Source organism: Streptomyces sp. NPDC054770, assembly GCF_053611985.1.
This window is the reverse complement of the sequence record NZ_JBSHBL010000022.1, coordinates 40,114-61,161: the sequence shown is the minus strand read 5'-3', so window position 1 is coordinate 61,161 and position 21,048 is coordinate 40,114. Positions and strand designations below refer to the sequence as shown.

Here is a 21,048-nt window from a genome sequence, read left to right as displayed (position 1 = left end):
CGCAAGCCGCGTGCGTCGGCAGGTAGCGTAGGCTACCCTCATAACTAAACGAACGTTCAATCACGGAGGGTAGTCATGCCCGAAGCGATACCCGCCTTCCCCATGGCCCGGGCGGCCCAGTGCCCCTTCGACCCGTCCCCGCAACTGCGTGAGGTCGGGCCGATCAGCCGGGTCAGGATCTGGGACGGCAGCACGCCGTGGCTGGTCACGGACTACGACGTGCAGCGCGCGGTGTTGGCCGACCAGCGGTTCAGTGCCGACAGCGGCAAGCCCGGCTATCCCGCACAGACCGAGGCGATCCTGGTCCAGCGCGAGAAAGCCAAGTCGTTCATCAGCATGGACGACCCGAAGCACGACAAGCAGCGCAGGATGCTCACCCGAAACTTCGCGGTCAAGCGGATGGAGGAGATGCGGCCACGTGTTCAGCACATCGTGGACGGCCTGATCGACGACATGCTCGCCGGCCCCCGGCCCGTCGACCTGGTGACCGCGTTCGCGCTGCCGGTGCCGTCGCTGGTGATCTGCGACCTGCTCGGCGTGCCGTACTCCGCCCACGACTTCTTCCAGTCCCGCAGCACCAAGTTGGTCGCCCGCGACACGACGATGGACGAGGCGGTCAAGGCCGGCGACGAGCTCAAGGCCTACCTGTTGGAGCTGGTGGCGGCCAAGGAGAAGCAGCCGGCCGACGACATGATCGGCCGGCTGGTCACCGACCAGCTCCCGGCCGGCGAGCTGACCCGCGAAAAGATCGCCGCCATGGCCGTGCTGATGCTCAGTGCGGGCCATGAGACCACCGCGAACATGATCGCCCTGGGCACACTCGCGCTGCTGCGCAACCCCGCCCAGCTGGCCGGGATCCGTGACACCGACGACCCGAAGCTGATCGCCAACGCGGTTGAGGAACTGCTGCGGTACCTCAACATCACGACCGGCGGACGGCGGCGTGTGGCCACCGAGGACATCGAGGTCGCCGGCCGGCTGGTGCGCGCGGGCGAGGGCATCATCCTGGCCAACGAGGCCGGCAACCGTGACGAGGGTCAGTTCCCGGAGCCGGACCGGCTGGACATCCACCGCCAGGCCCGGCACCACATCGCCTTCGGCTATGGCGTGCACCAGTGCCTCGGACAGCCTCTGGCCCGCATGGAGCTGCAGGTCGTCTACGGCACGTTGTACCGCCGGATCCCGACGCTGGAGCTGGCGATCCCGTTCGAGGACGTCCCGTTCAAACACGGCAACTTCGTGTACGGCGTCCACGCGCTTCCCGTCACCTGGTAAGGATCTCTCGCCATGAAGGTTGCTGTCGATCAGGACAGGTGCGTCGGCTCCGGGCAGTGCGTGCTGATGGCCCCCGACGTGTTCGACCAGCGCGACGAGGACGGCATCGTCGTGCTCCTCGACGCGTTTCCGCCCACTGAGCTGCACGACGACGTACGTCAGGCGGCCCGGGTGTGCCCGGCGCTGGCCATCGAGCTGGACGAGTCGTGATAGCCGTTGTCGGCGCGTCGGCCGCGGGCCTCACCGCGGCCCGGACGCTCCGGTCCGAGGGTTACGACGGGCCGCTCACGGTCATCGGCGACGAGGATGCGATGCCGTACGACCGGCCACCGCTGTCCAAGCAGATCCTGTCCGGCGCATGGGAACCGTCGAAGACCGCCCTGCCGTGCGCCGTGGAGGACGTCGAGTGGATGCTGGGGGTGCGAGCCACCGGACTTGATGTCGAGGGCCGACGGCTCACCCTGTCCACCGGGGACGAACTGGCCTACGACAAGCTGGTCATCGCCACCGGGGTCAGGCCGCGGCGGCTGGCGTTCGGGCAGGAACTGGCTGGCGTGCACACGCTGCGGACCCTGCCGGACGCGCTGGCGTTCAGGGAGGATCTCGCGTCGGCCCGGTCGGTGGTGATCGTCGGGGCCGGCTTCACGGGCTCCGAAGTGGCCGCCGTGGCCTCGGGTACGGGCGCGGACGTCACCGTCGTCGATCCTCTGCCGGCGCCCATGATCCGCCAGTTCGGGCCGTGGCTCGGTGGCCTGGTCGCGCAGCTGCACGCCGGCCACGGCGTGCGGATGCGGCTGGGCGTGGGAGTGACCGGGCTGTCCGGCAGCTCTCGTGTGGACGGTGTGGAACTGGCCGACGGCACCGTACTGCCGGCCGACGTCGTGCTCGTCGCCATCGGGTCCGTACCCAACACCGACTGGCTCGTGGGCAGTGGGCTGTCGCTGACCCACGGCGTCGACTGCGACTCGTCGTGCCGGGCCGCGCCGAACGTCGCCGCCGCCGGAGATGTCGCGTCGTGGACGCATCCCGTGCACGGCAGGCGGACTCGGGTCGAGCACCGGATGAACGCCACCGAGCAGGGCATGGCCGCCGCCCGCACCCTGCTCGGCAAGGGCGAGCCGTACGCGCCGATCCCGTACTTCTGGACCGACCAGTACGACGTGAAGATCCAGGCGTACGGCGACTTCCCGGCAGGCGCCGTGCCCTCGTTGGCCGCCGGTGACATCCGCGCCGAGCGGTTCGCGGCAGTGTACGCAAGCGATGGCCGGATCACCGGCGTGCTCGGCTGGAACCTGCCCAGCGACACCCGCCGGCTGCGCGCCCGCATCGGCGAGGTCCTCGACCCGCTCGGCCCCGGCAGCGAATGGAAACTCTCGTGAGCGTCCACACCGGCACGCCCCGTGGCGTGCGCTCCCCCGGGTGGATCGCCGCCCTCCTCGGAATCCTCTACGGACTCGCCACGACCGGCACGTCCGCGGTCACGGTGAGCCTGCCCCGGCTGGCAGGCGAGCTCGGCATCGGCGCGAGCGGCGCCGCCTGGACGATCAGCGTGTACACGGTGGTGCTTGCCGTCGCGACCCCGCTGCACGGACGGCTGGCCGACGCGTACGGACTGCGGGTCCCGCTGGTCGTCGGGGTGGTCACGATGGCGGTCGGCGCGGTCGGGTCCGCACTGGCCCCGACCTTCCCGGTCCTGATCGTCGCCCGGGTCGTGCAGGGCTTCGGCGGGGCGAGCATCGCGGTGCTGGTCACCGCTCTGGTCTCGGCGATGTGGGACGGCCCGCAGCGTGGCGCGGCGCTCGGCCGGGTGGCCGGGGTGGGGGCCACGTTCAGCGCACTGGGCCCTCTGATGGGCGGTGCGCTGGAGGATGCCGGCGGTTGGCGGCTGGCCATGACGCTGCCCGCACTCGGGCTGCTCACCCTCCCGTACCTGGCGCGGCTCGCGCCGTCCGGCGGGTCCCGCGAACGCATCGACCGCACGGGGGCCGTGCTCATCGCGATGGCCGCGTCCGGGCTCGTACTGCTGCTCCAGTCGCCGTCGTCCGGCGCGGTCACGGCGATCGTCGGCGCGGTGCTGCTCGCCGCGGGCGCGCCGGCCGTCGTCGCCCGGGTGCGGGCGCAGCCACACGGGTTCCTGCCCCGCTCCGTCGTGACCAACCCGGTGGTGCTGCGCAGCTCGTTCGCGGCCGCCGCCATCCCCGCCAGCTGGTTCGCACTGCTCGTCGGGGTGCCCGGCGTGGCCGCGGGCTGGGGCTGGACCCCGCTCGCCACCGGTCTGCTGATGCTCCCCGCGGCTGCCGTCGGGCTGGTGGCGCCGTGGTTCTGCCGAAGGGCGCTCGCCCGGCTGGGTGCACGGCGCGCCATCGCCGTCGCGTGCACCATCGCGGTCCTGGCACTGCTCGTCGCCGCGGCCGGCGCCGCCACGGACTCCCCAGCGTTGCTCGCGCTGGGCGTGGGGCTCATCACGGTGGCCTTCGGGCTGGGACAGCCCGCCATGATGTCGGCCGTCGACTCGGCCGTGACCGCCGCCGATCGTGGCGTCGCCATCGGTGCTGCGACGCTGGTGTTCCTCATCGGTGCCAGCGTCGGCGCCGCCCTGGTCGGCGGTCTCGGCGGGGTGGCGAGCCTGTCCACAGTGTTCCTCTTGCTCACGGCACTGCCGGTGGCAGGGCCGGCCGTCCTGCTGCTGGCCGGCCGCCGGCACGCCGCAGTCGCCTGACCGCGCCGATGCCGCGACGGCCGGATCTACGGCCGCTGGTAACCCTCGCAGGAATACCGCGCCCTGCCCTGCGCAGCCGAACCACCCCCGACGACAAGGAGCCGACCTATGACCACCGACACCGGATCCGTTCTCGCCCGCCCGGGGTCCGGGCCCGTCACCGGCATCCGTGGAGCGGACCAGATGCTGCGGTTCCCCGGGATCCGCTACGGAACGGCCGAACGGTTCGCACGGCCGGTCCGGGCCGACCGGCACACCGACACCGTCGATGCGACCCGGCCAGGCCCGATCTGCCCGCAGCTGCCGTCCCGCCTGGAACCGGTCTACGGCCCGCAGTGGAACGAACCGCCGCAGTCCGAGGACTGCCTCTTCCTTGCGATCACCACACCCGGCCTCGCCGGGAACCGACCGGTGATGGTCTGGGTGCACGGCGGCGGGTACGTGACCGGTGGCGGCACCCTCCCCATAAGTGACGGTGGACGGCTCGCCGCCGACGGGGATGTCGTCGTCGTATCGATCAACTACCGGCTGGGGGCGCTGGGCTACCTGGTCCACAAAGGGGTCAGCGACGGCAACCTCGGCCTGTACGACCAGATCCTCGCGCTGGAATGGGTGCACGACAACATTGCCGCGTTCGGCGGTGATCCGGCGAACATCACCGTCTTCGGCCAGTCCGCCGGCGCGAGCTCGGCCATCGCGCTCCTGTCGGTCCCACGCAGCCGGCGACTGATCCGCCGGGTGATCGCACAGAGCGCACCGACGCTCGCGACGCTCCCCACCCGCAGCGCGGCACTCGCGGCCGGGCCCTACTTCGCCGAGGCAGCCGGTGGCGACCTGACGACACTCCCGGTGCAGCGGATCCTCGATGCCCAAGCCCGCACCGGACAGTGGAATGCGGACATGTCGCCGAGGCCGGGGACGGTGCCGTTCCGGCCCGCGCTGACGGATCCGCTCGCGGACCCCGAGACGAACCACCGCACCTTTCGGTCCGAGCCCATGCCGGACCTCCTCATCGGCCATACCTCCGCCGAGGGCAGGGCGTTCGCCCTTGGCACCCCGACCCCGGTACCCGAGGAAGCCGTCGTGGCGATGTCTCGCAGGGTGTTCATCGAGCCGGCGCACGAGATCGGGCGGCAGGTCCTCGACGCCTGCGGAGCGGCCTTTCTCTACGAGTTCGGCTGGGCGCCGACGGAGGGGGGCCTGGGCGCTGTGCACGGTGTCGAGATGCCCTTCCTCCTGGGGACGCGGGAGGCGTGGACCGGCAGCCCGGTGCTGGGCAGGACCGACTGGGCCACCGTCGAGGCCAAAGGAAGGACCCTCCGCCAGAGTTGGGCACATTTCGCGCGGTACGGATCGCCGAGCACCGCCGAAGCCGAATGGCCGCAATGGAATGGCGACGAGATGTCCGTCCACCGGATCAACTGGTGACCGAGCGACTGGGCCGTGGATCTTGGCGGGGCAGTCTCTGTACCCTGCCGACCCAGTGGCCGGGGCAGGCCATGGTCTCCGGGGTCGCACCCCCGCTGGCTACGAGACCAGCTGGCCCTTCCCCAGGCCGATGACCCCGCCCTTGGAGACGGTGTACAGCTCCGCGTCCCGGTCCGGGTTGACGCCTATCGTCGCGCCGGGCGGAACCTCCACGTTCTTGTCCAGGACCGCGCCGCGCACCACCGCGCCCCGGCCCACGATGACGTTGTCGTGCAGCACCGATCCCTGGACCACCGCACCCGGGTCGACCCGCACGCCCGGTGACAGCACGGACCGGGTGACCTGGCCCCGGATCAGGCAGCCGGCGCTGATGATGGACTCGCTCGCCATGCCGCCCGAGTTGAAGCGGGCCGGCGAGAGCTGGTACGAGTGGGTGTAGATCGGCCAGCTGCGGTTGAAGAGGTTGAAGGCGGGCCGCTCGGCGATCAGGTCCATGTGGGCGTCGTAGTACGCGTCGAGGGTGCCGACGTCCCGCCAGTAGCCGCGGTCGCGGCTGGTCTCGCCGGGGACGTGGTTGGTGCCGAAGTCGTAGAGCTGGGCCTCGCCGCGGGCGGTGAGCTGGGGCAGGATCGAGCCGCCCATGTCGTGCACCGACTGGTCGTCCTCGGCGTCCCGGTGCAGGGCCTCCACCAGCGCCTTGGTGGTGAAGATGTAGTTGCCCATGGAGGCGAAGACACAGTCCGGGGAGCCCGGCAGGCCCGGCGGGTCGGCGGGCTTCTCCAGGAAGGTCTCTATCGTCTGCCCGTCCGAGCCCGGGGTGATCACACCGAACGCCGAGGACTCCACGCGCGGGATGCGGATGCCCGCGACCGTGACCCCGGCACCGCCCTCGATGTGCTGCTGGAGCATCTGGCGCGGGTCCATGCGGTAGACGTGGTCGGCGCCGAACACCGCGACGTAGTCGGGCTGTTCGTCGTGGACGAGGTTGAGGGACTGGAGGATGGCGTCGGCGCTGCCCAGGTACCAGCGCGGGCCGAGCCGCTGCTGCGCCGGGACCGGGGTGACGTAGTTGCCGAGCAGGCTGGACATCCGCCAGGTGGTGGTGATGTGCCGGTCCAGCGAGTGCGACTTGTACTGGGTCAGCACGCAGATGCGCAGCACGTCCGCGTTGACCAGGTTGGACAGCACGAAGTCGACCAGGCGGTAGGTACCGCCGAAGGTGACAGCTGGTTTGGCTCGGTCGGCGGTCAGCGGCATCAGGCGCTTGCCCTCTCCGCCGGCGAGCACGATCCCGAGTACCGACGGTCCACCACGACGCATGGCCGCTCCCCTCACCCTGGTGCTCCATGCCTGCCCTGGGAGCACATCCACTAAGCCTGCACCGGGATCACGTCGAACAGACGGCCTGTTCGTTACGCCTGTCGTTACTCCTGTTTGAGGATCTCCTCCGTCACGCCTGTTTGAGGATCTCCTCGTAGAGCCCGGCCGTGCGCCGGGCCACCGCGTCCCAGCCGAACTCCCCGACGGCGCGCTCGCGTCCGGCCTCGCCCATCCGCCGGGCCGTCTCCCGGTCGCCGACGACGGCGTCCAGGGCCCGCGCCAGGCCGCCCTCGAAGTCGTCGTCCAGGTCGACCAGCAGACCCGTCTTGCCGTCCTCGACGACCTCCGGGATACCGCCGACCCGGGACGCCACCACGGGCGTGCCGCAGGCCATCGCCTCCAGGTTGACGATGCCGAGCGGCTCGTAGACCGAGGGGCAGGCGAAGACGGCCGCGTGGGTGAGGAGCTGGATGACATCGGCGCGCGGCAGCATCTGGGGGATCCAGTGCACGCCCTCGCGGACCCGGCTCAGCTCCTCGAAGAGCTCGCGGAACTCCCGGTCGATCTCGGGGGTGTCGGGTGCCCCCGCGCACAGCACGACCTGCGCCGCCGGGTCGATGTCCCGTACCGCGCGCAGCAGATGGGGGACGCCCTTCTGGCGGGTGATACGGCCGACGAACAGCACGTACGGGCGGGCGGGGTCGATGCCGATCCGGGCCAGGACGTCGGTGGAGCGGTCCGGGCGGTAGAGGGCGGTGTCGATGCCGTTGTGCACGACGTGGACCTTCGCCGGGTCCAGGGCCGGGTAGCAGCCGAGGATGTCCTCGCGCATCGCCCCGGACACCGCGATCACCGCGTCGGCGGCCTCGATCGCGCTGCGCTCGGCCCAGCTCGACAGGGCGTAGCCGCCGCCGAGTTGCTCGGCCTTCCAGGGGCGCAGCGGCTCCAGCGAGTGGGCGGTCACCACGTGCGGGACGCCGTACAGCAGCTTGGCCACATGGCCGGCGAGGTTGGCGTACCAGGTGTGGGAGTGCACGAGGTCGCGGCCTTCGAGGCCCGCGGCCATGGCCAGGTCCACGGAGAAGGTGCGCAGCGCGTCGTTGGCGGTGTCCAGCGCGGACCAGGGGCGGTGCCGGACGACGCCGACCCCGCGGCCCTCGCCCCAGCAGTGCACCTCCAGGTCGACCAGGGGTCGCAACTCCCGGGCGAGGAACTCCACATGAACACCCGCACCGCCGTAGACGTCGGGGGGATACTCCCGGGTCAGCAGTCCGACTCGCACCCGCAACCCCTCGCTCTCCACGGCCGGTTGTTCCATGGTCACCCAGATGCGGCGCGCGGGGAAGAGCGCGGTGGTTGTGTGAAACAACAGTCACCGCAGACCCCGCCGCCCGGTACCCGGTAGTAGAGACAGCAGCTGCGACGCCGGAAGGCCAGGCCGGCCCGGGTGCCGGTGGCGTTCAGCAGGGGGTGTGCGAAGAGAGCGTCGGCGAGGGCGCGGGTCCGGGCGGCCGTATCGGCACAGTCGTTCGCACGTGCCCAGCGGTCCAGTTCCCGTGCGGCACCGGCCAGCGCGGAGCCGGCATTGCCCCACAACAGGCCGGCGGCGAGACCGTAGCGGTCCCTCAGGGCCTCCCCTAGGGGTTCGAGATGGCCGCGCACGACGGCTTGCACGAGGGCTTGTACCGCTGCTCGTACGGCGGTGTCGGCGTCCGCGGCCGGGTCGGTGGCGCCGGGCAGCGGGCGCACCTCGGTGAGCCAGAGGTCGTCGGGGGCGGTGGCACCGGGGTCCCAGCGCAGCAGGCCCGGGTCGAGGTCGGGGAGGCGGCCGTAGCGGACGGCGCAGCCGAGGGCGACGGACCAGAGCCGGGCGGCCAGCGCCTGGTGGGCGATGGAGGCGGCGACCCGGGGCTCGGCGGTGCGCAGACGCCCCGCGACGGCCTCCACACGGAAAGTCAGGAGATCTCCATATACATCCGATCTAAGTTTTTTATAGGCCTTTGCCAGAGTTGCCGGTTCGCCGGTCCGCGCCGCACCGGGGCCTCCTACCTCCCCTCGGACCGTCCGCAGGACGAAGAAGCCGCCGAGCGGGCGGAGCGCGGCGAGATCGGGGTCCAGGTCCACGAACAGGTCCACGAACAGCAGTAGTACCAGGGTTCCCGGAGCCCCTGCGCACGCCGCCTCCACCCGGCGGCCCCCCACCCTGGGGATGATCAGGATCCCGTCGTACTCCATCGGTAGTAGGACCCATTAGGTGCTCAGGTACGACGACGGGAAGCAGACGGGCGGGCAGAGTGTTGCTCATGGAAGCCGACCGATCACCGCGCGGGGCCAAGCGGCACCGCCTGACGCAGAGGAGCCGAGTATGAGTGCCCTCGCGTTGTCCGTGATGCTTTCCTTCGTGTCCGCCGTCGCCTACGCCGGCGGAGCCATCGTGCAGGAGCAGGTGGCGGTCTCCTCCCCCGACGAGCAGTACGCGCCGCTGCGCCGCCCGAGTTGGTGGGGCGCGATGGCGCTCAACGGCCTCGGCGGCCTGCTGCACGTGGTGGCGCTGGCCTACGGCCCGCTGAGCCTGGTGCAGCCGCTGGGCGCGCTCACCATCGTGTTCGCACTGCCCATGGCAGCCCTCTTCGTCGGCCGCAGGGCCGGGGCGACCGCCTGGCGGGGCGCGATCATGGCCACCGTCGGTCTGGCGGGTCTGCTCTCCCTGGTCGGCTCCTCCGACGCGCACTCCCTGGACTCCGCCGGACGGATCGGCGTCGCGCTGGTCACCGGTGGGGCGGTGGTCGCGCTGATGATCGCGGGCCGGGCCGCGCACCGGCACCCGGCGGTGCGCAGCGTGCTGCTCGCCACCGCGTCCGGCATAGCCTTCGGCATGTCCTCGGTGTTCACCAAGGTCGTGGCGATCGACTGGGACGGCGGGATCGCCACGGCCGACGTGCTCTGGCTGTCCGTGATCGGCGCCTACGCCGTCGCGGGCGTCATGATCTCCCAGGCCGCCTACCGCGGCGGCGGCCTCGCCGCGCCGCTGGCCACGCTGACCATGGTCAACCCGGTCCTGGCCGCGGCGGTCGGCATCACGATGTTCGGCGAGACGTTCCGCTACGGCGCGACGGGCACCCTGCTGGCACTGGGCTGCGGAGTGGTGGCGGCGGGCGGCCTGATCCTGCTGACGACCGAGCGCATCGAGCGGACCCCGCACCCGGCCCAGCCGGAGCCGGCGGCCGCCGTGGCCGAGGTGTCGCCCGAGCCGCTGGTCGAGGCGCTGGTGGAACTGGCCGAGGCGGATCTGGAGGTCCTGTCCGCGGACGTCCTTTCGGCAGGAGCCGGTTCGCCGGGAGTCGGTTCGCCCGGCGACGGCGACGCGCGTCCCGCGCCGGCCCCGCTGGCCGCGATGCCCCAGCAGCGGTCGGGGTCCGCGGCGCCGGACGTGGCCGAAGTGCTGCTGCCCGCCGCCGACTACGTGCACGGTCCGCTGCTGGACCGGCGCCGCCGTACGCGGGTCAAATCCTGACGCCGCCGGCCCGGAGATAGGCGACCGGGTCGATGTCCGTGCCGAAGCCGGGCCCCGTCCGCACCTCGAAGTGCAGATGCGGGCCCGTGGCGTTTCCGGTGGAGCCGGAGCGGCCGATCCGCTGGCCCGTGGACACGCTCTGCCCGGCCCGCACGGAGATCGCCGACAGGTGCCCGTACTGCGTGTAGCGGCCGTCGGCGTGCCGGATCACCACCTGGTAGCCGTACGAGCCGCCCCAGCCCGCCGTGACGACCTGCCCGGCCTCGACCGCCTTGACGGAGGTGCCGGTGGGCGCGAGGAAGTCGACGCCGGTGTGGTAGCCCTTCGACCAGTGCGAGCCGGACGCGTGGTAGGGGGTGCCGATCGGGGCGTCGACGGGGGCGACCAGGGAGTGTCCGGTGCGGGTGCCGGCCTTCGTGGTCTCGGCCTTGGCCTTGGCCTTGGCCTTGGTTTTCGTCCTGGTCTTGGCCGCCGCCTTCTTCGCCGCCGATTCGGCCTTGGCGGCCTGACCGGTGAGGCTGAGCCGCTGTCCCGGCAGGATCAGGTCGGGGTCGGAACCGACCGTCGTACGGTTGGCCGCGTACAGCCGGTGCCAGCCCCCGGTGACGTCGTGTTCCTCGGCGATGCCGGAGAGCGTGTCGCCGTGCACCACGGTGTACATCTCGGCCTGGCCGGCCCGGGACTGCGGCGTCGTCTGCGGCTGTACGTCCCGTACGGAACTCTTCGCGGAGCTCTTGGCTGAACTCTTCGTGGTGTGCGCCGCGGGGCGGGTGGCCGCGCTCTCGGTGTGCACGTCGGGGGTGCCGCCGCCGCGGGTGAGCCCGGCCCGCACCGAGCAGACCGGCCAGGCGCCCGGCCCCTGGCCGGCGAGGACCTTCTCCGCGACCGCTATCTGCTGGTCCTTGGTGGCGAGGTCGGCGCGCGGCGCGTACCTGGTGCCCCCGTAGGCCTCCCAGGTGGACTGGGTGAACTGGAGCCCGCCGTAGAAGCCGTTGCCGGTGTCGATGCTCCAGTCGCCGCTGGACTCGCAGGCGGCGACCTTGTCCCAGGTGGACACGGAGGCCGCGTCGGCGCTGCCGGCGGCGGCGAGCGGGAGCGCGAGGCCGGCGCCGCCCGCCGTGACGGTCAGCGAGGCGCGGTTGATCCTGTTCGGCTGGTACCGGCGGTGCCGGCCGCGTTCGGCCATGTCTGGAGCCCCCCTCGCCACACGCGTCAGGAAGGCCAAAAGTAAGTGCCCCGAACAGGCCATGACAAGACAGCAATCAGCCGCCTCTCGCTCCTCGGGGGCACGGCCGTCACCTTCCGAAGGGCAGTGGGGCGGAAGCATGTTGACGTGCCATCAGTCCTGCGGGCCGTACGGCGCCCCCGGGAAGCGTTTCACGAGGTTACTGAGCCGTCGGGCCCGTGCGGTCCGTATCTGCATGTGCGGCCGGTCGGACGGCGGGTCAGGATGGCCTTTGGGCAATACTGGCGGGCATGAGCGGCAGCAGCATCCCTTGCACGTGCTATGGGATCGACTTGATTCTTGAGGAGCAGTCGGTATGAGCACTTCGGCGCAGATCGGCGTCACGGGTCTCGCGGTCATGGGCCGCAACCTCGCCCGGAACTTCGCGCGCAACGGCTACACGGTGGCGTTGCACAACCGCACGGTGTCGAAGACACACGAGCTGGTGGAGAACTTCGGGGACGAGGGCGACTTCATCGCGGCCGAGACCGCCAAGGAGTTCGTCGAGGCGCTGGAACGGCCCCGTCGGCTGGTCATCATGGTCAAGGCGGGCGGTCCGACGGACGCGGTGATCGAGGAGTTCGCACCGCTCCTGGAGCCCGGCGACATGATCATCGACGGCGGCAACGCGCACTTCGCGGACACCCGGCGCCGCGAGAAGGCGCTGCGCGAGCAGGGCATCCACTTCGTGGGCATGGGCGTGTCCGGCGGTGAGGAGGGCGCGCTGCACGGGCCGAGCATCATGCCGGGCGGCCCGAAGGAGTCGTACGACTCGCTGGGCCCGATGCTGGAGAAGATCTCGGCGAAGGCGGCGGCCGACGGCGCGCCCTGCGTGACGCATGTCGGCCCCGACGGGGCCGGGCACTTCGTGAAGATGGTGCACAACGGCATCGAGTACGCCGACATGCAGCTGATCGGCGAGGCGTACCAGCTGCTGCGCGATGTCGCCGGGTACTCCCCCGCGGAGATCGCGGACATCTTCCGTACCTGGAACACCGGCCGGCTCGACTCCTACCTGATCGAGATCACGGCGGAAGTGCTGGCGCACGTGGACGCGGCGACCGGCAAGCCGTTCGTGGACGTGGTGGTGGACCAGGCGGAGCAGAAGGGGACCGGCCGCTGGACGGTCCAGATCGCGCTCGACCTGGGGGTGCCGGTGTCGGGCATCGCGGAGGCGGTGTTCGCGCGCTCGCTGTCGGGCCACGCGGACCTGCGGGCGGCCTCCCGCGGGCTGGCGGGGCCGAAGCCGACGGCGCTGTCCAAGGCGGAGGCGGCGGCGTTCGCGGACCGGGTGGAGCAGGCGCTGTACGCGTCGAAGATCGTGTCGTACACGCAGGGCTTCCACGAGATCCAGGCGGGCAGCGACGAGTACGGCTGGGACATCGACCTCGGGGCCGTGTCCTCGATCTGGCGGGGCGGCTGCATCATCCGGGCGGCGTTCCTGGACCGGATCCGGGCGGCGTACGACGCGCGGGCGGACCTGCCGAGCCTGCTGTCGGACGAGACGTTCGCGCAGGAGATCGCTCAGGCGCAGGACGACTGGCGTGAGGTGATCATCGCGGCGACGCGGGAGGGGGTTGCCGTGCCCGGGTTCTCGGCGGCGCTGGCGTACTACGACGCGCTGCGGGCGGAGCGGTTGCCTGCGGCGCTCACGCAGGGGCAGCGGGACTTCTTCGGGGCGCACACCTACCGGAGGGTGGACCGGGAGGGGGCGTTCCACACGCTGTGGGGCGGGGACCGCTCGGAGGTCACGGCGTAGGGGTGACCGTCTGTGGGGTGCGGGTGGGCTGTGGTTTCGCGCAGTTCCCCGCGCCCCTGGGAGTGGGCTGAGTTCAGTCGTCGGGTGCGGGTGCGTGGTGGGTTTCGCGCAGTTCCCCGCGCCCCTGGGAGTGGGCTGGGCTCAGTCGTCGGGTGCGGGTGTGTGGTGGGTTTTCAGGTTAGGGGTGGGCCCGGTTCGGGGTTGGGGACGGGTTCTGGGGGTGGGGGGATGGGGGGTGGGGTGGGGGTTGGTGGGGTGGGGATCGGGGCGGGGGGTGGTTGGGGGGCTGGGGATGGTTCGGGGGTGGGGACGGGGCTGGGGTAGGGGTCCGGGGTTGTCATGGTGGCCTCCGGGCAGTGGCTCGACGTCGCCTCTGGGGTCTATGCCCCGCCTACCCGACCGGCGCTCGTGCACTCCCCCGTACGGACCGCCGCCGCGGAGGCGTGCTGCGGGAGGGCGAGGATGCTCAGAAGCGGCCGGGGTGGGCGACCAGCCATTCCTTCGCCGCGCGCAGCAGCTCGGGGTCCGGCGTCGGTGCCACGTCGGGGTGGCGCTCGGCCCACACGACGACGTACGGGCAGAGCGGGGCCACCGGGGTCCCCTCTCGCTCGGAGATCGCGTACAGCTCGCGGGCGAGGGAGCCCGCGATGCCCTTCCCCTCGTGCTCGGGTTCCACGATGGTGTGGACCGGCACGAGGGCCCGGGAGGGCGACTCCAGGACGAAGTACTCGATGTGGCCGACGACTTCGTCGCCGGCGACCGCCTCCAGACGGCCCGCCGCCCGGTCGTCGCGGATCTCGATGTCGCTCATGTCGCCCTCCTGGTCCGTCGGTCAGGCCGATACGGCCTGCGGGCTGCGCTCCTGGTCCGAGCCCGGTACCGGCTCGGACGGGTCGGCGCCGAGGGCCACGATCCGGTTGTCGTGGTCGACGTGCACGACCCGCGGCCGAAGCGTACGCGCCTCGGCGTCGGTGACCTGAGCGTAGCTGATGATGATCACCAGATCGCCGGGATGGACGAGATGGGCGGCCGCCCCGTTGATCCCGACGACACCGGAGCCCCGCTCGCCCTCGATGACGTACGTCTCCAGCCGGGCGCCGTTGGTGATGTCGACGATGTGGACCAGCTCACCGGGGAGCAGGTCGGCGGCGTCGAGGAGGTCGGCGTCGATGGTCACCGATCCCACGTAGTGCAGGTCGGCCTGGGTGACGGTGGCACGGTGGATCTTCGACTTGAACATGGTGCGCAGCATGAGGAAACTCCCGGTTCGTCTGCTCCCTGCCTGCTTCTGCAGGTCAAGGGCTGTCCCCGGAGGCTACATCGCCTCGCATGTCCGGTCAGGCGAGTCGCGGTGCCACCTCGGCTGCCACCCATTCCATGGCCTTCTCGACATGTTCAGCCGCGACAGGCAGCCACAGGGTGCAGGCGGTGAGCCCTGCCTCGGCGAGCCGCCCGAGGTCGTCGGCGACACTCGCTGCGGTGGGCGCGGCGCCGCCGAGCGGCCGTCCCGGTGGCGGAATCTCCGCGGGGAGACCGGGCGGAGTGAGGAACGCGGCCGAAGCGAGCGTCAGCCGGTCGGCGTTCTCTGCGCCCCCGAGGTCACTCAGGCGGCGCCGGACGCCGGTGACCTCTGCGGCGTCGACGCCGGTGCCGTACCAGCCGTCGCCGAGACGCAGCGCACGGCGCAGGGCGGCGTCGCTGTGGCCGCCGACCCACACGGGCGGACCGCCGACGGTGACCGGAGGCACTCCCAGGTGCGCGGCGTGCAGTTTCGTGTACGGCCCGTCGAAGTCCGCGGGCCGCCGGGCCCACAGGGCCCTGGCAGCGGCGAGGTGGTCGTCGGTGCGTGCACCGCGTTCACGGGCGGGTACACCGAGGGCGGCGAATTCGTCGGGGTTCCAGCCGGTGCCGACGCCCAGGATCAAGCGGCCTCCGGACACGACGTCCAGGGTGGCCGCCTGGTTGGCGAGCACCAGCGCCGGGTAGTACGGCGCGACGAGTACGGATGTCAGCAGCCGCAGGCGGGTCGTCGCCCCTGCGACAGCCGACAGCAGAACAAGCGGGTCCGTGTCGAGGCCGAAGCCGCTGTCCAGCAGGCGGTTGCCGACCGCAACGTGGTCGAAGCCGAGTTCTTCGGCGTGCCGTGCGGCGCGGAGCGCGCCGGCTCCGTCGTCGAGCGGCCAGCGCGGCTGAAGAGAAACACCGAGGCGTAACAGGGACATGAGGTAGCCCTTCGACGGCAGTCCGATGGCGACACGACGATCACCGACCGCCCTGTCACCACACCCAACCCCCACTCCGCCCTCATTTCATCCCCGGCCGGGACACGGCGGGTCGACTGTCACAGTCGAGGCTCCGGGTGAAGCGGGGCGACCAGAGGCTCCCCGGCAGTACCTCGTACGCGGCCGCGAGCCGTCGGCAGCCCTCTTCGGCAGCTTTCTTCGGCCGCCCCGACGGGCGGCGCGGACGCGCGCTGCGAGCGGCTGACCGCTATCTGTCCCCGCGCAGGTCCAGGACGGCCATGACCCGTTTTCCGGGCGGTTCGGGAACGGTCCACAGCCGGCTGCACAGGAGTCCGACCAGCCGCAGTCCGTGGCCGCCCACACGTGCCGGGTCGGCCTCGCGCAGGCGGGGCGGGGACGGGGAGCAGTCGCGGACGGCGATCAGCAGGCGGCCCGTGCCGGGCTCGAGTTCCAGGAGCAGCTCACCGGGGCCGGGGGCGTGCCGGACCGCGTTGGTGACGAGTTCGCTGACCACGAGCTGGGCGTCCTGGGTCGCCCGGTCGTCGGGGCCGCGTGCCTGGCGGGCCAGGAAGGTGCGTACCGCGCGCCGGGTGTCCGCAATGGGTGCGCAGGCCGCACCCCAGGCCACGCTGCACCGCGCAGGTCGCTGCAGTGGTTGTTCATCCTCTTCCTGCTCCCTGATCGGGACGGCCATGGGAGTGTCTCCGGGCAGGCTTCGTCTGTGTCGTGGTGATCACCCCGCGTGCTGGTGATTCGTGGATCAGGTACCCGGTACGGCGTCCTTCATGAGGGGCTCGCCCCGTCTGCGCCGGGACGGATGTCGGTGACGGTGAACAGTTCCCTGGTACCGCTGATCTCCAGAAGCCGGCTGACGGCGGGCCGCAGGGGGCCGATCAGCACGAGGGTCCTGCCGTCCGCCTGGTGGCGGTGACGGGCCCTGACGAGCGCGTTGAGCAGCATGCTGTCGGCGAAGGTGACCCCGGCGAGGTCCACCGCCGTGACGGGCATCGCCGCCCGGTCGGCCGCCTCCCAGGCCCGGCCGAAGTCACCGGCGTCGTCGTAGTCGATCTCGCCTCGTACGGTGAGCACGAAGGTCTGCTCACGCTGGTCGATGTGCACACTCAGGTCGGGAGCCGCGTGCATGGCGCCATCCTCACGTCACGGATCTCCGGAAACGGTCGTCATACGGCCCGCTGTGGCGGGTACACGGATGTCTGCAAGGTTCGCCGACGGGCGAACGCGACCCTTCGAGGGCGGCGCGTGGATGGCCGGTACGACCACCGCGGAGGCGCGGCCGCCGTGGCGGAGGCGAGACGTTCCGGCCCGGACCGTGTGCGGTCCGGCGTACGCGCGGCACCGCAGCGCGCCATCCCTCCTGCGGGTCATTGTCCGACCGTTTCCGATCACTTCCGAGCCTCCGACGTTCGCGACGTACCGCGCAGCACCTACGGATCACACCGACAGGAGGTAACCGAAGAGAGCGAAGGCAATCCCCAGAACAGTTGTCGTTTGACAACAATAGCCATGAGGCAACAGAGTAGCCGAGTCGGACGTACACGGGGAAGGACCTGGAATGATCCGGTGGACGGAGACCGCTCCGGGCACCGTTCGCCATCGTCGTGAAGCGGTGGTGACACCGGTGCCGTGAAGGTTCTTTCAGGCGGTCCGGCTGTCGGATTCCGGTGCCTCGTCGTGTATCTGCGCGGCCGCGGTCGTGCAGAACGCCTCCAGGCCCTCCAGCAGAGCGACACGCTTGGCCGCGGGCATGTCCGCCAGCACCTTCTGCAGCTCGCTCTCGCGGCGGGCGCGCAGATCGGCAAGGAAGGAACGCCCCCGGCCGCTGAGATGGAGCCGTACCTCGCGCCGGTCCTCCGGGCTCACCACACGCTCGACGAACCCCGCGGCCTGGAGCCGGTCGCAGAGCCGGCTCGTCGACGGAGGAGTGGAGGCGAGGAATTCGGCGAGAGTGCGCAGATTGATGCCGTCGTGGTGCTCGAGGATGTGCAGCACGCGCAGCTGGGAGGCGGAGGTGGGCGCGGTCGAGGCCCGTCCCCACACGACCTCCAGCAGCTCGACGGCCCGCGTGGTCACGCGAGCGACCTCATCGGGCTCTGGGCGGCGGCGGAAGGCAGTCACGATCACACTCTCGCAGGCACTGGGGCGCCCCTCAGCGTACTAGCAGCCGACGCCGGCACGGACGCCTACGGGCACACGGACACCTCGGGACGACAGACGCGGCTCTTCGCGGAGCCCGGCCGCAGCCGGGCCCGCACGTTGTCAGGAGAAAGAATGGTGCACTCCCCATCGTGAACAGATTCGAAACCGCTGAACGCGCTCTGCGCACGGCGGCTCCCCACGAACTGCTGGACGCCGTCCGCGTCGTGCTGATCGAGCGGTACGACGCGGAGGACGTCGAGCTGTTCATGGCCGACTACGGCCTGACGGTGCTTCAGCCGGTGTCGGTGGCGCCGCACAACCTGGAGCCGGTCCCGGTGCACGGCAGCCCGGCCGGCCGGGCCTTCGGCTCCCAGACGCCCTACTGCGAGGACGGCCGGGGCCGGCCGGCGCGTGTCCATCTGCCGGTGAGCGTGCGCGGCGACCGGCTCGGCGTGCTGTCCGTGACCCTGCGGGGCAACGAGGCGGCATCCGAATGCGTCGCCGAACTCGCCGAGATCGCCGATGCGCTGGCGCACGAGGTGATCGTGGCCGAGCGCGACACGGACCTGTACCTCCAGGCCCGGCGCAAGGACCGGCTCACGCTGGCCGCGGAGATGCAGTGGCACCTGCTGCCCGGCCGCTCCTGCTCCCGGCCCGAGTACGACCTGGCCTGCCAGCTGGAGCCGGCCTACGCCGTCTTCGGGGACAACTTCGACTGGTCCGCCACGGCCGACCAGCTGATGCTGTACGTCACCAACGGCATGGGCGAGGGCATAGAGGCGGCCCTGCTGACCAACCTCGCCGTCAGTGCGCTGCGCAACGCGCGGCGCGCCGGCATCCCCATCGCGGACCAGGCGGCCCTGGCCGACCAGGCCGTCTACGCCCACTACCGGGGCCGCCGCTACCTGTCCGTCCTGATGCTGGACTTCGACCTGGTGACCGGCCGGGCGAGCGTCGTGGACGCCGGCTCCCCGCAGTTGCTGCGGCTGCGCGGCGGCACCGTCGAGCGCGTACCCTTCGACGCCCAGCTGCCGCTGGGGATGTTCGAGGAGACGGACTACGTGGCGCAGGACTTCTCCGTCGCGCCCGGGGACCGGCTCATCTTCGTCAGCGACGGCGTCCACGCGGTGCACTCGCCCAAGGGCGAGACGTACGGCGAGCGGGCACTCGCCCGGGCCATCCACTCCACTCGGCTGCTGCCCGCCGCGGAGGTGCCGCGTGCCATTCTGCGCGAGCTGGCGGGTCATCGCGGCGAGGCCGCCGTGGCCGACGACGACGCGTTGGTCGTATGCCTGGACTGGCGGGGGCGTCAGCCGTCGTGACGCGGTGGCGCCGTGACGTGTGTGGAGCCGCGGTGCCGCTCCACACACGTCAGGATCCGGTGCCGTCCTCCGGTGCCTTCATGCCGTCCCGCGCGGCCAGGAATCCCTCGAGCCCCTGCTCCAGGGCCTCCCGCTCGGCCGGCTCCATGGCGCCCAGCACGGCGGCCAGCCTCCGCGATCTGTGCCACGCCACTTCATCGAGCGCCTGCCGGCCCTGCCTGGTCAGGCGCAGTCGCACCGCACGCCGGTTGCCCGGATGCAGTTCCCGCTCCAGCAGACCGGCCGCCTCCAGCCGGTCGCACAGCCGGCTGGCTGCGGGCATCCCGATGTCCATGCCCACGGCCAGCGCGGTGAGGTTGAGTCCCGGTCTCCCTTCCAGGATCCGCAGGGCGCGCAGCTGGTGCGGCGACAGCGGCAGACTCGCGGCCTGTGCGGCGGCCGACCACAGGTTCATGAGGCTGTCCACGGCGTCGGCCATCGACAGGGCCAGTGCCATGGGGTCGTCCCCGGAACCACTGAGACCAGTCACGAGGCATCGCTTTCAGACGTCGCCTGCCCATACGGGTACCACCTTTGTTCCACGCGGTACCCGGCCGACGGCCGGACAAGCCCCGTGCCGGACAAGCGGTTCGCCGCCCGTCCGGTATCTGCACGAAACAAACACCCTTGCGCCGGGTACGACCGGGGCAGGGCGCGGCAGCGGCCGTATGCGGTCAGGCGGAGAGCAGGGAGTCGTCCTCGACGCGGGCACCGGGCAGGCGGTACCGGGCCGCGACGAGAGCGGCGTCGATGTCACTGGTACCGGTCGCCACGCACAGCGTGTAGGCCACGTCGGCCATCCGCCGGCGCCCGGCCTCATCGCCCTCGTCCGCATGCAGCGTGCGCAGCGCCTCGTACCTCTGGACGAGGTCCGTCAGCACGACGGGGTGTGCCATGAGCATCGCAAGCCTCCTGCGTGTCGGCAGTCCACATGGATCATGCACCGGCCCGTCTGCCCCCGGCCCCGCCCTTCATTCGTTCGTTCCCGGCCGTCCGAAGCCCAGCAGCGGATCGTCGAAAAGCGCGAGCCGGGCGGTGACGCACTTGCCGACGGGCTCCCGGCGCGCCTCGAAGCCCTGCACCACGGCGAGCACGATCTCCAGTCCGTGCTGGCCCACCCGCCCGGTGTCCGCGGCCCGGGCCAGCGGCAGCGTGGGATCGGTGTCCCAGATCTCCATCTCCACCATGCCGTCGACCACGCGCAGGTGCAGCAGCACCGGTCCGGGCGCGTATTTCAGCGCGTTGGTGACCAGTTCGCCGACCACCAGCTGCGCCAGGTCCAAGGTGCGCGCGGTGACCGGCAGCCCGTGCTCGGACTGGGCCCTGGTCAGGAACTCCCGCGTCCGGTCCCGGGCGCCGGCGATACAGCCGTCCGCCCCGTCCATGGCGACGGTGACGTCGGCGGGTGCGGCATCCGGCATCCGGGAACACTCCTCGGGCGGGACGGGCTCCGCCCTGCCGCTGACATGCGATACCCCGTTCATGGGCGCGCGTCTACCCGGTCCCGCCGGCGGTATGCCTGTGCGCCGGGAAGTCGGTCGGAACATTCGGGGCATCACCCCGGGGATCCGGGGCAGCGTTGACCACAGGAAGGGGGCTCAGCCCGGACCGAGGGTGCAGGGGACTGATGTGACAGACAATCAGGAAGCTTTGGGTCGAGGCCAGTTGTCCGTGGTGCGCGCGGATGTCGGCGGTGTCGTCGTGCTCGGCCTCCGCGGGGAGATCGACTACCAGAGCGCGGGCGCGCTGACGCGGGCGATGCCTCCGGCGGACCCCACGGCCGGGTCCCGGGTCGTCGTCGATCTCGGCGGGGTCACCTTCATGGACTCCAGCGGCGTCAACGCGATCGTCGCCGCCCACCACGCCACGCGGGCCGCACAGGGGTGGCTGCGCCTCGCGGGCGCCCACGGCCCGGTGCTGCGCACCCTGCAACTGGTGGGGCTCGACACCGTCGCCCCCTGCCACCCCACCGTCGAGGAGGCCCTCGCGGCGTGACGACCGGGACCTCGTGAGCATCCCGGCCCGCTCCGGACACGGCCGCGACGAC

At 71.5% G+C, this 21,048-nt stretch carries 22 protein-coding genes; 9 read left to right on the top strand and 13 right to left on the bottom strand.

Annotated elements, in window-relative coordinates; all coding sequences use genetic code 11:
• The first annotated feature begins 75 nt into the window (after nucleotides 1-75).
• The 5 genes from ACWGKQ_RS20895 to ACWGKQ_RS20875 all read left to right on the top strand — a co-directional run bounded on the left by ACWGKQ_RS20895 (nucleotide 76) and on the right by ACWGKQ_RS20875 (nucleotide 5,422).
• Nucleotides 76-1,275: a cytochrome P450 gene (locus tag ACWGKQ_RS20895; RefSeq protein WP_453293417.1), complete on the top strand. Its 1,200-nt coding sequence runs from the start codon at nucleotides 76-78 to the stop codon at nucleotides 1,273-1,275.
• Nucleotides 1,276-1,287: 12 nt separating this feature from the next.
• Entirely contained in the window at nucleotides 1,288-1,485 is a 198-nt protein-coding gene (locus tag ACWGKQ_RS20890; RefSeq protein WP_453293416.1) for a ferredoxin, read from the top strand.
• Nucleotides 1,482-2,654, top strand: coding sequence for an NAD(P)/FAD-dependent oxidoreductase (locus ACWGKQ_RS20885; RefSeq protein WP_453293415.1), 1,173 nt, complete (start codon nucleotides 1,482-1,484; stop codon nucleotides 2,652-2,654). Before ACWGKQ_RS20890 ends, ACWGKQ_RS20885 begins: the two co-directional genes overlap by 4 nt.
• Nucleotides 2,651-3,994 carry an MFS transporter gene (locus tag ACWGKQ_RS20880; RefSeq protein WP_453293414.1) on the top strand — a complete coding sequence of 448 codons (1,344 nt, stop codon included), beginning with the start codon at nucleotides 2,651-2,653 and terminating at the stop codon, nucleotides 3,992-3,994. The genes ACWGKQ_RS20885 and ACWGKQ_RS20880 overlap by 4 nt, the downstream gene beginning before the upstream one ends.
• Before the next feature lie 108 nt (nucleotides 3,995-4,102).
• Entirely contained in the window at nucleotides 4,103-5,422 is a 1,320-nt protein-coding gene (locus ACWGKQ_RS20875) for a carboxylesterase family protein (RefSeq protein WP_453293413.1), read from the top strand.
• Between the two features lie 99 nt (nucleotides 5,423-5,521).
• Here the strand turns inward: ACWGKQ_RS20875 and glgC are convergent, their stop codons facing one another.
• The 3 genes from glgC to ACWGKQ_RS20860 all read right to left on the bottom strand — a co-directional run bounded on the left by glgC (nucleotide 5,522) and on the right by ACWGKQ_RS20860 (nucleotide 8,866).
• On the bottom strand, nucleotides 5,522-6,742 hold the full coding sequence (glgC, locus tag ACWGKQ_RS20870; RefSeq protein ID WP_453293412.1) for a glucose-1-phosphate adenylyltransferase: 1,221 nt from the start codon (nucleotides 6,740-6,742) through the stop codon (nucleotides 5,522-5,524).
• A 130-nt stretch (nucleotides 6,743-6,872) separates the two neighbouring features.
• Entirely contained in the window at nucleotides 6,873-8,024 is a 1,152-nt protein-coding gene (gene glgA, locus ACWGKQ_RS20865) for a glycogen synthase (RefSeq protein ID WP_453293475.1), read from the bottom strand.
• A 38-nt stretch (nucleotides 8,025-8,062) separates the two neighbouring features.
• Nucleotides 8,063-8,866, bottom strand: coding sequence for a (2Fe-2S)-binding protein (locus tag ACWGKQ_RS20860; protein WP_453293474.1), 804 nt, complete (start codon nucleotides 8,864-8,866; stop codon nucleotides 8,063-8,065).
• A gap of 241 nt (nucleotides 8,867-9,107) precedes the next feature.
• On the opposite strand from ACWGKQ_RS20860, the gene ACWGKQ_RS20855 reads away from it, so the two are divergent.
• On the top strand, nucleotides 9,108-10,256 hold the full coding sequence (locus ACWGKQ_RS20855; RefSeq protein WP_453293411.1) for a DMT family transporter: 1,149 nt from the start codon (nucleotides 9,108-9,110) through the stop codon (nucleotides 10,254-10,256).
• Here ACWGKQ_RS20855 and ACWGKQ_RS20850 read toward each other — a convergent pair.
• A complete protein-coding gene (locus ACWGKQ_RS20850) occupies nucleotides 10,246-11,442 on the bottom strand; it encodes a transglycosylase family protein (protein WP_453293410.1) in 1,197 nt (398 codons plus the stop codon). The two genes, ACWGKQ_RS20855 and ACWGKQ_RS20850, sit on opposite strands and share 11 nt — an antisense overlap.
• 355 nt (nucleotides 11,443-11,797) lie before the next feature.
• Between ACWGKQ_RS20850 and gndA the strand changes: the two genes are divergently transcribed.
• Nucleotides 11,798-13,240, top strand: coding sequence for an NADP-dependent phosphogluconate dehydrogenase (gene gndA / locus ACWGKQ_RS20845; protein WP_453293409.1), 1,443 nt, complete (start codon nucleotides 11,798-11,800; stop codon nucleotides 13,238-13,240).
• Between the two features lie 466 nt (nucleotides 13,241-13,706).
• Here the strand turns inward: gndA and ACWGKQ_RS20840 are convergent, their stop codons facing one another.
• The 6 genes from ACWGKQ_RS20840 to ACWGKQ_RS20815 form a co-directional block, all read right to left on the bottom strand.
• The gene (locus ACWGKQ_RS20840; RefSeq protein WP_189267465.1) at nucleotides 13,707-14,051 is read right to left on the bottom strand and encodes a GNAT family N-acetyltransferase; all 345 of its coding nucleotides are present in this window, start codon (nucleotides 14,049-14,051) and stop codon (nucleotides 13,707-13,709) included.
• Nucleotides 14,052-14,072: 21 nt separating this feature from the next.
• Nucleotides 14,073-14,492, bottom strand: coding sequence for an aspartate 1-decarboxylase (panD, locus tag ACWGKQ_RS20835; protein WP_453293408.1), 420 nt, complete (start codon nucleotides 14,490-14,492; stop codon nucleotides 14,073-14,075).
• 85 nt (nucleotides 14,493-14,577) lie between these two features.
• The gene (locus ACWGKQ_RS20830; protein WP_453293407.1) at nucleotides 14,578-15,462 is read right to left on the bottom strand and encodes a TIGR03619 family F420-dependent LLM class oxidoreductase; all 885 of its coding nucleotides are present in this window, start codon (nucleotides 15,460-15,462) and stop codon (nucleotides 14,578-14,580) included.
• 268 nt (nucleotides 15,463-15,730) lie between these two features.
• Nucleotides 15,731-16,177, bottom strand: a complete 447-nt coding sequence (locus ACWGKQ_RS20825; RefSeq protein WP_453293406.1) for an ATP-binding protein — start codon at nucleotides 16,175-16,177, stop codon at nucleotides 15,731-15,733.
• Between the two features lie 89 nt (nucleotides 16,178-16,266).
• A complete protein-coding gene (locus tag ACWGKQ_RS20820; protein ID WP_453293405.1) occupies nucleotides 16,267-16,626 on the bottom strand; it encodes an STAS domain-containing protein in 360 nt (119 codons plus the stop codon).
• Between the two features lie 513 nt (nucleotides 16,627-17,139).
• A complete protein-coding gene (locus tag ACWGKQ_RS20815; RefSeq protein ID WP_453293404.1) occupies nucleotides 17,140-17,574 on the bottom strand; it encodes a MarR family transcriptional regulator in 435 nt (144 codons plus the stop codon).
• A 215-nt stretch (nucleotides 17,575-17,789) separates the two neighbouring features.
• On the opposite strand from ACWGKQ_RS20815, the gene ACWGKQ_RS20810 reads away from it, so the two are divergent.
• Nucleotides 17,790-18,962 (top strand): PP2C family protein-serine/threonine phosphatase, encoded by a 1,173-nt coding sequence (locus ACWGKQ_RS20810; protein WP_453293403.1) that lies wholly within the window; start codon nucleotides 17,790-17,792, stop codon nucleotides 18,960-18,962.
• Nucleotides 18,963-19,011: 49 nt separating this feature from the next.
• Here ACWGKQ_RS20810 and ACWGKQ_RS20805 read toward each other — a convergent pair whose 3' ends face one another.
• The 3 genes from ACWGKQ_RS20805 to ACWGKQ_RS20795 form a co-directional block, all read right to left on the bottom strand.
• Nucleotides 19,012-19,458, bottom strand: a complete 447-nt coding sequence (locus ACWGKQ_RS20805) for a MarR family winged helix-turn-helix transcriptional regulator (protein WP_453293402.1) — start codon at nucleotides 19,456-19,458, stop codon at nucleotides 19,012-19,014.
• 217 nt (nucleotides 19,459-19,675) lie between these two features.
• Entirely contained in the window at nucleotides 19,676-19,903 is a 228-nt protein-coding gene (locus ACWGKQ_RS20800; protein WP_453293401.1) for a DUF5133 domain-containing protein, read from the bottom strand.
• Nucleotides 19,904-19,972: 69 nt separating this feature from the next.
• On the bottom strand, nucleotides 19,973-20,422 hold the full coding sequence (locus ACWGKQ_RS20795; protein ID WP_453293400.1) for an ATP-binding protein: 450 nt from the start codon (nucleotides 20,420-20,422) through the stop codon (nucleotides 19,973-19,975).
• Between the two features lie 250 nt (nucleotides 20,423-20,672).
• Here ACWGKQ_RS20795 and ACWGKQ_RS20790 point away from each other — a divergent pair, with 250 nt between their 5' ends.
• On the top strand, nucleotides 20,673-20,996 hold the full coding sequence (locus ACWGKQ_RS20790; protein WP_453293399.1) for an STAS domain-containing protein: 324 nt from the start codon (nucleotides 20,673-20,675) through the stop codon (nucleotides 20,994-20,996).
• Nucleotides 20,997-21,048: the final 52 nt, after the last annotated feature.